The sequence below is a fragment of the Micromonospora sp. NPDC003776 genome (assembly GCF_053605645.1).
This window is the reverse complement of the sequence record NZ_JBSGJR010000916.1, coordinates 1-1,507: the sequence shown is the minus strand read 5'-3', so window position 1 is coordinate 1,507 and position 1,507 is coordinate 1. Positions and strand designations below refer to the sequence as shown.

Genomic DNA, 1,507 nt, shown 5'->3' with positions numbered 1-1,507 from the left:
GCTCATTGGTGCACCCTTGTCTCACTCGAGCTGATGTTGGTTCGAGTGCACCGGTGACCGTCGGGCCATCGCCCCGCTCGCTCGACCTTCGAGGTCCAGCGTGAGTTCTGCGAGGCCCGGCGGCCCGGGGCACCCCGATCGGCCACAGGGCTATGCGTGTGCGAACGCCGCTCAATGAGCAACCGGCTGCGGTGTCCCGGAACCGCCAGGTGCTTCCCCACTGGTAGCGCAGCGGAGAGGCAAGAATGAGTGTGCAGGACACCCCCGGCATGAAGCGAGCGACCACGGCCGGCGTTGACTGGGCGAAGGACAACCACGCCGTGTGCGTGCTCGACGCGGACGGAGAGCCGATCGAACGGATCACCGTCACCCACAACAAGACCGGCCTGAACAGGCTGAACACGGTCCTGGACCGTCACGGTGTCGACGATGTCGGCATCGAACGCGGTGACGGACCGGTCGTCGACGCGCTGCTCGCTGCTGGCCGCACGGTGTTCGTGATCCCGCCGTCGCAGGTCAAAGCGCTGCGCCGCCGCTACGGCTCGGCCGGTAACAAGGACGACCGGTTCGACGCCTACGTCCTGGCCGACACCGTCCGCACCGACCGCCGCAGGCTCACACCGCTGCTGCTGGACAGCGAACCGACCACCGCGCTGCGGAAACTGTGCCGAGCTCGTAAAGACCTGGTCGCACACCGCGTCGCCGCGACCAACCAGCTGCGCGCGCACCTGCAGACCGCCCTGCCCGCCGCCGTCGACCTGTTCGCCGACCTCGACTCCGCCGTCAGCCTGCGCTTCCTGACCCGTTTCACCAGCCAGGACGCCATCGACTGGCTCTCGCCCAAACGCCTGGCCGCCTGGCTGACCAGCGTCGGATACTGCGGCCGCACCGACCCGGCTGTTCTGCACGCCCGGATCGCCGGCGCCGCCCGCGGCGCCACCGGCCACCACGGTCAGGTCCTGGCCGGAATCACCCGCGCCTACCTGGCCACCATCCAAGCGATCACCGCTCAGATCGAGGCCCTGGCCCAGCAGATCACCGAAGCCCTCACCGTCCACCCCGATCGGCAGATCTTCACCAGCCTGCCGAAATCCGGCACCGTCCGCGCTGCCCGGCTGCTCGCCGAGATCGGCGACGCCCGGGGCCGGTTCCCCACCCCGGCCTCGCTGGCCTGCCTCGCCGGCGTCGCACCCTCCACCCGCGAGTCCGGCAAAGCCCGCATCGTCGCGTTCCGCTGGGCCGTCGACAAACAACTGCGCGACGCCGTCTGCGACTTCGCCGGCGACAGCCGCCACGCCAACCCCTGGGCCGCCGACCTCTACCGCCGCGCGCGCGCCCGCGGCCACGACCACCCCCACGCCGTCCGGATCCTCGCCCGCGCCTGGCTCGACATCATCTGGAAGTGCTGGACCACCGGCACCGCCTACGACCCCACCCAGCACCGAGCACTCCAACGACTCCTCAACCAAGATCAACCAGTGAAGGCTTGACACAGGGCTACTCACGC

Annotated in this window: 1 protein-coding gene; it reads left to right on the top strand. The window is 69.8% G+C overall.

Going from position 1 to position 1,507, the window contains the following annotated elements; genetic code table 11:
* Positions 1-245: 245 nt before the first annotated feature.
* Complete coding sequence (locus tag ACWEVO_RS36355; RefSeq protein ID WP_452311920.1) at positions 246-1,490, top strand: IS110 family transposase; 1,245 nt, start codon at positions 246-248, stop codon at positions 1,488-1,490.
* Positions 1,491-1,507 lie beyond the last annotated feature (17 nt).